Source organism: Nocardia sp. NPDC057272 (assembly GCF_042668615.1).
In the GTDB taxonomy this organism is placed as follows: domain Bacteria; phylum Actinomycetota; class Actinomycetes; order Mycobacteriales; family Mycobacteriaceae; genus Nocardia.
Window position 1 is genome coordinate 296,078 of sequence record NZ_JBHUYK010000006.1, and the last position, 9,557, is coordinate 305,634.

Annotated in this window: 6 protein-coding genes; 5 read left to right on the forward strand and 1 reads right to left on the reverse strand. The window is 71.0% G+C overall.

Annotated features, from left to right (window positions below; all coding sequences use genetic code 11):
- Positions 1–588, reverse strand: a 588-nt coding sequence (locus tag ACFULV_RS12530; RefSeq protein WP_378655937.1) for an IniB N-terminal domain-containing protein, incomplete at its 3' end; no start/stop codon positions are given.
- Between the two features lie 293 nt (positions 589–881).
- Here ACFULV_RS12530 and ACFULV_RS12535 point away from each other — a divergent pair.
- The 5 genes from ACFULV_RS12535 (at position 882) to ACFULV_RS12555 (ending at position 9,220) form a co-directional block, all read left to right on the forward strand.
- Entirely contained in the window at positions 882–2,684 is a 1,803-nt protein-coding gene (locus tag ACFULV_RS12535) for an Hsp70 family protein (protein WP_378655940.1), read from the forward strand.
- On the forward strand, positions 2,674–5,187 hold the full coding sequence (locus ACFULV_RS12540; protein ID WP_378655942.1) for a LuxR C-terminal-related transcriptional regulator: 2,514 nt from the start codon (positions 2,674–2,676) through the stop codon (positions 5,185–5,187). The genes ACFULV_RS12535 and ACFULV_RS12540 overlap by 11 nt, the downstream gene beginning before the upstream one ends.
- A 44-nt stretch (positions 5,188–5,231) precedes the next feature.
- On the forward strand, positions 5,232–6,326 hold the full coding sequence (locus tag ACFULV_RS12545; protein ID WP_378655944.1) for a hypothetical protein: 1,095 nt from the start codon (positions 5,232–5,234) through the stop codon (positions 6,324–6,326).
- Positions 6,327–6,444: 118 nt separating this feature from the next.
- Entirely contained in the window at positions 6,445–7,806 is a 1,362-nt protein-coding gene (locus tag ACFULV_RS12550) for a S1 family peptidase (RefSeq protein WP_378655947.1), read from the forward strand.
- A 91-nt stretch (positions 7,807–7,897) separates the two neighbouring features.
- Positions 7,898–9,220, forward strand: coding sequence for a S1 family peptidase (locus tag ACFULV_RS12555; protein ID WP_378655950.1), 1,323 nt, complete (start codon positions 7,898–7,900; stop codon positions 9,218–9,220).
- Positions 9,221–9,557 lie beyond the last annotated feature (337 nt).

Sequence of the window (9,557 nt, forward strand, 5' to 3'; positions counted from 1 at the left end):
AAGACCAGCAGCCAAATCACCACCAACACCCAGCGCACCATTCACAGCACCACCGAGGTTCGCACCGAGGTCGAGGGCGCTGTCGATCGCGCCGTTCAGGCCGAGGCCCGCGCCGAGGCCCGCGCCGAGGGCGCCGGTCACACCGGCGGCAAGGTCGGCGCCGAGGCCGGCGTTCACATCGACGTTCGCGCCGGTGACGGCGTCGAGTGCCACATCGAGGCCGGCGCCTACCTGGGCGGCGGCGTCGGCGACTACCGAGGCCACAGCGCCGAGGCCGACGTCGAGACCGAGGTCGAGTTCGGCATCGGCCGCCGCGGCCGCCGTGACGGCGGCGGCAGCGGTGGCCGTGCCTGCCAGGGCCGCGCTCGTGCTCGCCGCGGCGCCCGCGGCTACGATCGCCTGCAACTGGGAGCCGCCGCTGACCAGCGCGGATTCCGCCACCATCGGGGCGACGGCGGAAATGTCCTCCGGGGTCACCACGAGGCCTGCCTCAGCCAGCGCGAGGCACGGGTTGGCGCAGTAACCGGCGGCGGCCTCAGGGTCGCGCAGCAGATTGAGGATGAACTCCAGAATCGCGTTCGGTGTCATCGAGATCAGCTCCTCCAGATCATGGGCGGTGATGCCCGATCTGTTTGTCGTTGGAATGTCTTTCACGCTAGGCGGGCCCGTCGTTACAGGTAACGGGGCGAATACCTAGTCCCGCCGGGCGTGCCCCATTAGGGGCCGACCACCGATTAGGGGAATTTCCCCGTACTTGCCCCATCGCAGGTAACAGCTGTCCCCTAGCAACCGACAGATCGAGTGGGACGCTGCCATCGGCGATCTCGCTGTACATCAAGCGTTTACCGGCCCACCGGAAGTCCTGCGAACGGGGTTGTCCAATGACAGAGCGTCTGGCGCTCGGCATCACTGTCGGAGCGGCGAATTCGGCCGCCGCGGCCACGACAGCCGACGGGACCGGTGCCACCGTTCTCACCCATCGCAGCGCACTGATGCTCGGCGCCGACGGATCGGTGAGCTTCGCCGACACCGCGCGCCACCATCGCGGAGTTGTCGTCGACGACTACGTGTCCAGGGTCGGCGATCCGGTGGATCTGCTGGCAGAGGACGGTTCCGCCCACGACGCAGCCGATTTGGTCGCTGCCGCGACCCGTGCGCTGATCGCCGAACTCTCCGGTGTCGCCACCGATGTGCCTACCACCGTCGCGTGCTACCCGGCATGGTGGCCGGAGCACACCGTCGAGGCCGCCAGGTCCGCGCTCGCACGCGCCGGCCTGCCCGAAGTGACGCTGGTGCCCGAGCCGCTGGCCGCGGTGCGCCGATACGAGATCGAGTACGGACAGCTCGAAGACGGCGCGCTGGTCGTGTACGACCTCGGCGCGAGCGGCACGACCGTGTCGGTCCTGCGCACCGGCGAGCAGGCCGGACTGCTCGGCACCCCGGTGCACAGCACAGCGATCGCCGGTTCCGAATTCGATCTACTGACCATGCGCTACGTGCTGGCAAATGTTCTGAACGGAAACGACATCGATCCATTCGATCCCGTTGTCGAAGAAGAATTGTCGGCATTGCGAGAGCGCTGCGGAATTGCGAAAGAAGAACTCTCCAGAATTACCGCGACGGCGATTCCGGTCGGCATGCTCAACCCCTCGATCCACACCGAACAGGTCCGGTTGACCCGGGGCGAACTCGAAGATCTGCTGCGCCCGATCCTGCTCGACTCGATGAGCCTGCTCCAGGACGCGGTGCGCCGCGCCGAACTCACCCTCGGCGATGTCGGCCGGGTGCTGCTCACCGGTGGCGGTGGCGCGATTCCGCTGGTCGCCGAGCTGATCTCCACCGAATTCGGCCTGCCGGTGATCGCCTGCGCCGACCCGGCGACCTGCACGGCACGCGGCGCGGCCGAGATCGCCCTCGACGTCGCCGCGATCAGCGTGCCCACCGAGGCCATCCCGGTGGTGCCGGTAGCACCAGCAGCGGCTGCGGCGGCACCGGCCGTCGAGGGACTCGCGCTGCCACCGTCCGAGCCGGTACGGACCAAGATGTTCACGGCCAAACGCTCGGCGATCGTCGCGGCGGCGGCCTTGACCATGGCCGCGCTCGCCACCGGCACCCTCGCCCTCGGTGGCGCCACCCAGTTCTCACCCACCGGCCCCGCCGAGACCACCGTCGGCCCTTCGGTCCCCGGCGCCCCCGCGGCGACCGGCGCCGGCGGCGCGGCCGGGACGGCGAATGCCACGAACTCCGTGGTCACCGACCCGGCCAAGCCGGGCGCGGTCGGTACACCAGCGCCATCGGGTGCGATCCCGGTCGGCACGACCGACGCCGGAGCACCTGGCGGCACGCCCGCGGCGGGAACTCCGGCACCCGCCGGAACACCCACCGGTGGAGCACCCGCCGACGGAACACCGGCGACCGCGGGCCAGCCAGGCCCCGCCGAGCAGCAACCGGCCCAGGCGCCGCCCGCAGGGCAGTCCCCGGCGCCCGCCCCGGCTCCGGCGCCTGCCCCCGCGCCGGCACCCGCACCCGCCCCGGCTCCGGCGCCCGCACCGACCCGGCCGCAGGTCCCCACTGTCAAGGTCGACCCCGGCGGCCTGCTCGACGACGTGGGCGGCGCGGTCGGCGAAACCCTCGAATCAGGTACACAACTGCCCGGCAAGGTCCTCGGAGGAAATGGTGGCTGAGATCGCCCACGACACCTTCCCGAATGCCCGATCCGTTTTCCGCGATCTCGACAACGCCGACCAGCAGACAGTGCTGCTCTTGATCCGTGGCCGAGCTGGGACCGGAAAAACGTTCCTGCTCGACGCCGTTCGCGCACGCCTGCGTCGCCGCGGCATACCGGTGGTCGAATCCGCCGCCGACGATGTCGAGAACGGGGTTCCCGACCGGGCGGTGCTCGTCGCCGACAATGTCCACAGCTACAGCGACGCCGAGCTTCGCGCACTCTGCGAGGCCATCGAAACCGGGCAACGCTCGGTCGTGCTGACCACCCAGCCTCGGCCACACGATCCCCAGCTGCGCGCGCTGGCCGACGCGGTGGCGCGCAACGGCCGCACGGTGGATCTGCGAGCGCTGGGAAGCGCGCACATCACCTCGTTCGCCAGGGAGCTCGGCGTGGCTGTGTCCCAGCCGCTCGCGGCGCGTATCCATCAGCTGACGGCGGGCATCCCCGGCGGTGTCGTCGCGGCGTTGAAGGGCGCCCACGCCGCGTCGCTGGAGACCTGCGAGGCAGCGGTCGACGAAGCCGTCACCGTCTGGACTCGGACGCTGCTGGAAGCGGTCGAACCCGAGTTGCTCGAAACGCTGGTCATCGCGGCGACCGGAACCGGGCTGGACGCGACAGAACTCACCGAGGTGCTCGGTGTCGACACCGCCACCGCCCACGACCTGATCGACCGGGCCAGGTCGGGTGCCCTGGTCACCGATGCCGACCTGCTCCTCGCGCCCGCCGTCGGTCCGCTGCGGACGCTGCTCGGCGATCGCCGCTATGTCGATGTGCAGCGCAGGCTGCTCACCGCGCGCCTCGACGCGGGTCTGCTCCGCGATCGCACCGCGCTGATCCTGGCCGAGTCCGGCGTCGTCGATGCCCGGCTCGCCGAGTTCCTCTGCCGCACAGCCGAGAAATCCGACGAGGCGACCCGCTGCTACGCGGCGGCGGCCGCGGCGGGCGCGGCGGTGGAGTCGATCGCGCTGCGCTGGGCCGAGGCCGCCGCGCACGCGGGTGATACCGACACCGCGCTACGCCTGGCCGAACCGCTGCTGACCGCCGAGAACGTCGCACGCGCCGACCTGGTCGCCGCGGTACGCATCTGCGCGAGCGTGCTCATCCGCCGAGGACTGGTGAGTCGCGCGGCCGGACTGTACAACTGGCTCGGACCCGACCGGATCGGCGCCGACTGGGCGCCCGCGGCGATAGTCCTCACCCTGGCCGGTGAACAGGCCGGCGCCGCGCGGATGTCCGAAGCGGCACAGCACTGGCCGCCGACCGAGGCCGACGCGGGCGCTCGGCTGATCGCGGGCGCGCTCGACGAATCGCTCGACCCGCACGGAACCGGTACGGCCGCGGCGATTTCGGCCCTGATCCAGGCTGGCAACACCGACACCGGCGACGATCGCTATCTGCCCTGCTCCGCGGTCTCGATCGCCACGCTGCTCTGCCTCGGCAGCGGCGAGCCCCGTCGCGCCGGCGACGCGCTGCGCCGGGCGGCGGGCATGGGCGGTGGCCGGCAGCTTCCGGTGCTGACGGCCTGGACCGCACTGCTCGGCGGCGACGAACGCCGTGCCGCGAGCACCCTCGCCGAAATCGACATCCCCGCCCTCGCGCCCCGCGATCAACTCCTCGCCCATGCCCTGGCTGTGGGACTGGCCCGCCGCGGCGGCGATCACGCCGCCCTGGCTCGCGCGTGGCACGCGGCCTGCCCACTGTTCGACGAGCTGGAAGCCGACCTGTTGAGCCTGTTGCCGATCGGCGAACTGTGGCTGGCCGGCATCCGCCTGGGCGACGCGCGCCGGATCGAACCGCTCGTCGATGCCGCCAGGGCGCTGGTCCGCAAAGTGGGCCGCGCACCCGCCTGGACCAATTCCTTCCACTGGTACGGCGTGCAGGCCGCGCTGGCCGACGAATCGCCCCGGGCGCTGCTGCCCCACGCCCACGCGCTGAAGACGGCGGCGGAAGCGGGTGACCGGCAGGCCACCGTGCTGGCCGACGCCGGGCGCACCTGGGTGCTCGTGCTGCGCGGGCAGGTCGCCGCGGCCGATGTGGAGGCCGCGGTCTCGGCACTGGCCGAGCTCGGGCTCACCTGGGATGCCGCCCGCCTGGCCAGCGAGGCCGCCCTCGCGGCGAGCGACTCGACCACCGCCACCGCCTTGCTCAAGCTCGCGCGTTCGGTGCGCACGCAAGCCCAGCCGGTCGAGCCGCTGCGACCGACCGCACAACCGCAGCCGCCCACAGCCGGTCCCACGCCCCTGACCGGCGAGTCCGGCGCACTGAGCGACCGTGAACGCGAGGTGGCCGAGCTGGTCCTGCTCGGTCTGACCTATCGCGAGATCGGCGCGAGGCTGTACATTTCCGCGAAGACCGTAGAGCATCACGTCGCGCGGATCCGACGTCGAATAGGCGCGCGCTCACGATCGGAATTACTGTCAATGCTGCGCGCGATGGGACACGGCCAACTGCTGGTGTGACTCGCGCGGACGATGTCGACGCCGAAGTGAGGGGTGTTCCGCCGATGGCCACTGGGGTCGGCCTGCGTATCGCCGATGACGAATGCATCGCCGCGGTGGTCACCGAGGACGGCACGGTTCAGGTGATCGAGCGTGCTTCGGTTCTGCACATGTCCGACGACGGTGACGCCGCCCTCGGCGGACCGGCTCCCACCGGGCATGCCCACTCGATCGCCGGTTTCGTGCGCGCGATCGGGGATCCGGCCGGTGTCGATGTCGACGGCGGCGAGGCCTATCGCGCCGAAGACCTCCTCGCGACAGCGATGTTCTGCCTGATCGATCTCACCACCGAGCACCTCAGCGGCCCGGCCGAGTTCTACGCCACCCATCCCGCGGCCTGGTCGACCGAGGTCGTGCGCGGCGTGCGCGAGGCTTTGGACTATCTGGGCTTGAAGTCGGTGGCCCTGCTCGGCGAGGACGAACTGCCCCAGCCCGTGGACGGCGCCGATCCCGGCAAGACCTTCGCCAACGCCGCCGCCCAGGCCGCGCTGGTCGCGGTGCTGGCAACCCCGGCCGGCGCGACCCCGCCCGACCCGATCGTCACCGAGAACGCCACGGTCGCCACCGATGTGATGCCCGCGCTGCCGCCGCCCTCGGTGACCGCGCAGGCGTACTCGGCGGCGCTGCCGGTCTCGCCGCTGCCGACGAAGGCGATGGCGCCGATCGCGCCCGCCCCGATCGCGGAGCCCGCGGTGGTGCCCGCCCGCGAACCCGCGCGCAGCAAGACCCCGCTGCTGATCGCCGCGGCCGCGCTCATCGGCCTGCTGCTCGGCGGGGTCGCGGTCTCGGTCCTGATCCGCGATTCCGAAACCGTCACACCGCCGACGATTTCCGATGCCAGCCCGGAAACGCTGTCACCGACCTCGGCGCCCGCGCCGCCTCCGCCGCCGGTCGTCGAGTCGACCACGCCCCCGCCGGTCACCACGACCGACGAACCGGAGCCGACGACCACCGAGGCGCCACCGACGACCACACCGGAGCCGACCACCACCCCACCGACGACCACACCGAGCCCCACCACCACCCGGCCTCGGTCGCCCTTCGGGACCTACCCGCCCGGCTATCTCCCCGCGCCCCTGACCATCCCGGGGCAGCGCTGAATCCAGCAGCCGGACGGTAACCGCGCCAGCTGGGCGAGCGTGCCCTAGAGTGATGCGCTGACCGACATGATCGCCGCCGGCGGTGTTCTCGGTCACTGGTTGTCGACGAAGGGATTTCATGCGCAAGTTGGTGGCGCGTCGCGCCGCGGTCAAGGCAGCCTCCGCCGGGTTCGCCGCGACTGTTCTTCTCGCACCCCTGCTCGGATCCGGCATCGCGTCATCGGAACCTGCTGCGCCACTACAACTTTCGGCCGATGCGTTACCCGGCGAATTGGTGACGGCACTGTCGCGTGACCTCGGGATGACCCCCACCGAGTACCTCGATCGTGCCGCGCGCGCCCAGCAGTTGCGCGACTACGCGACCGATTTCCGTGCCGCGAACCCCGACACCTTCGCCGGTGCCTGGCTCACGCCCGAGGGCAAGGCCGTCGTCGCCACCACCGATGCCGAGGCGGGCAAGCTCGTCACCGCCGCCGGCTACCAGACCCATCTCGCGCCGATCTCGGCCGGAGGGCTGGAAGGCGCGCTGGTGCAACTGAGTCGGTGGGTCGCGAGCCTGCCGCCCGCGATCTCCGCGCCGATCAGCTCGATCGCGATCGACGCGCTCAACAGCCAGCTCGTGCTCAACGTGGCCAACACCGGCACCGGCCACATGCTCAACCTGCCCACCCTGATCGCCACCATCAAGGTGGTGCTCTCGCCCGGTGGCGGCGGTCCGGTGGAGTACAAGCCGATGGGCGGCGACACCTACATCACCGCGACCAAGGACCTGCACGACGCCGACCTGCGTGGAGTCGACGTCTGCTCGTTCGGGTTCAACAGCACCGACGCCGCGGGCAACGCGCTCAATATCTCCGCGGGCCACTGCAACCCCAACGTCGACAACGGCGGCACGGCCTCGGTCTACGTCCCGAACGTGCGCGACATCCCCAACAGTCCCGAAGTCGGCACCTTCGCCCGCGCGGTGCTCGGCGGCCCCGCCTCGCTGGACTACTCGGTGATCAAGCTCAACGAGCGGGCGGTGAACGCGGGCATGGACCAGCCTCGCGTGCGCGGCGCCGAGGGCACCACCCTGACGGTCACCGGCACCGCCGAACCCGTCACCGGCGCACCGGTCTGCAAGACCGGCCAGTCCTCCACCTTCACCTGTGGGTTCGTCTCGGCCGATCACGTCGAGACCCAGCTGTTCACCGAGGCGGGCGTCAGCAAGACGATCCGCGGCTTCGCCAGCACCGCCTGCACCCTCGGCGGCGACAGCGGCGGCGCCATCGTGTCCGGCACGCTCGCCCTCGGCATCACCAGCGGCTCGAACGCCTCCGGTGCGCCCAACTGCACCGAGGCCAACACCCAGCTCGCCCCCTACGGCGGCACCGCGTCGCTCGGCGTCCCGATCCGGCCCATCCTGGCCGACATCGAGGCGACATCGGGCGGCGGCCTCGGCAGCGGAATCATGGTGCGCACCAAGCCCAACGCGGGCTGAGCGGGGACAAATCACCGACCGGACCGGGTGAGCGAAATCTCTTGCCCGGTCCGAGTAGGCATAAGTCGCTCGAGCCCATATAGTTCGGACCATGCTCCTGCCACGTATGGGTCGTACCCCGTCCGCGCGAAGCTCGAGAAGAGCTCGGAAATCGATAATCGCCGCTTCGGCGGCGTTTCTGCTGTTCGGCCCCACGATGGCGGTTGCCGACGCGCAGCCCGCGCCCGCGGATCTGCCCGCCCAGCTCATCGAGGCGGTCACCCGGGATCTGAAGATCTCCCCTGACGAATACCTGCGCCGCGCCGATGTCGCGCAGCAGGTCGCCGCGTTCTCCACCACCGCGCAGCGTCAGTTCCCGCAGGTCTTCGCCGGTTCCTGGCTGAGCGACCAGGGCAACGCCGTCGTCGCGCTGTCGCACGGCCCCGGCGCCGACCAGGCCCGGGAAGCCGCCCAGTCGGCCGGTTTCGAGGTCCGCAACGTCGCCAAGAGCGAGTCCACCCTGCGCGGCGAGAAGACCGCCTTCGAGAACTGGCTCGCCGCCGCACCGCCGGAGATCTCCGCGCTGGTGCGTGGCGTCGTCGTCGACACCGTGAACAACTCGATCGCCGTCCGCGTGCAGCAGGCCGGGCTCCCGCTGCCCAGCTTCATCGACCCCTCCCGCGTCATCGTCACCGCACCGCCGGTGGCCGGCGAGCGCGTCGACCTGACCGCCACCCCCGTCGCCGGTGACGGCAACGGCGCCCTGGCAGGCGGCGACGGCTACGCCTCGGTGATCGGCCGCAGCTCGCTGCGCTGCTCGCTCGGCTTCAACGGCACCGACCGCTCGGGCAACGTCGTGAACATCTCGGCGGGCCACTGCAACCCCGACATCGAGTCGGCGGGCACCGGTAACGCCGCCGCCGTGTACGAGGTCAACGGCGACCGCGCAGGCGCTCAGCTCGGCACCTTCCAGAAGTCGGTGCTCGGCGAGCAGGACTACTCGATCATCCGCGTCAACGACAACGCGCGCGCCCGCTTCGAGAACAACCTGGTCCGCATCCCCGGGCAGGCCCCCATCGCCGTCGACGGCGTGGCCACCCCCGTGGTCGGCGCCCCCGTCTGCAAGTCCGGTGCCCGCACCGGCTTCAGCTGCGGCGTGATCAACGGTGTCGACCAGACCGTCCAGGTCGGCGACCGCCAGCTCACCCAGAGCTTCTCGGCCAACATCTGCGCCCTCCCCGGCGACTCCGGCGGCGCCATCGTCACCGGCCGCCTGGCCCTCGGCATCTCCAGCGCCTCCTCGGTCGCGGATTTCCCGATCTGCGAGATCCCGAACATCATCGGCGCCATCACCGGCGACACCCCCCAGCTGTTCGCCCAGCCCCTGACCGTCGTCCTCTCGGACAACCCCGGTCTGTCGGTCCGCACCAACTGATCACCACCATGTAGGCACAGAGCAGCCCCAAAAAGGCCGGTAGCACTCCCGCTACCGGCCTTTTGGCTGTCTGCCCCACTCCCCCTCCCCGAGTCTTCAGCGTGTCGTCCGGTAGCTCGACCGCCAGCCCTCGGCCTCCACCCAAAAACCACCGCACCCCCAGCCCCACCCTCCACCCAGAGACTGCCGCACTACCGCACTACCAGCCACGCCCTCCACCCAGAGGCGGCCGCACTACCGCACCAGCCACACCGTGCACCCCAGGTCCGCCATGACCGCCCTCCCAACCCCGCCCCCGCGACCCCTAGGGAGCGGCGGCCACGAAGTGGCCGGTCCG

Coding starts and splice junctions, on each gene's coding strand:
- ACFULV_RS12535 (WP_378655940.1), top strand. CDS start 882: ATGACAGAGCGTCTGGCGCTCGGCATCACTGTCGGAGCGGCGAATTCG.
- ACFULV_RS12540 (WP_378655942.1), top strand. CDS start 2,674: ATGGTGGCTGAGATCGCCCACGACACCTTCCCGAATGCCCGATCCGTT.
- ACFULV_RS12545 (WP_378655944.1), top strand. CDS start 5,232: ATGGCCACTGGGGTCGGCCTGCGTATCGCCGATGACGAATGCATCGCC.
- ACFULV_RS12550 (WP_378655947.1), top strand. CDS start 6,445: ATGCGCAAGTTGGTGGCGCGTCGCGCCGCGGTCAAGGCAGCCTCCGCC.
- ACFULV_RS12555 (WP_378655950.1), top strand. CDS start 7,898: ATGCTCCTGCCACGTATGGGTCGTACCCCGTCCGCGCGAAGCTCGAGA.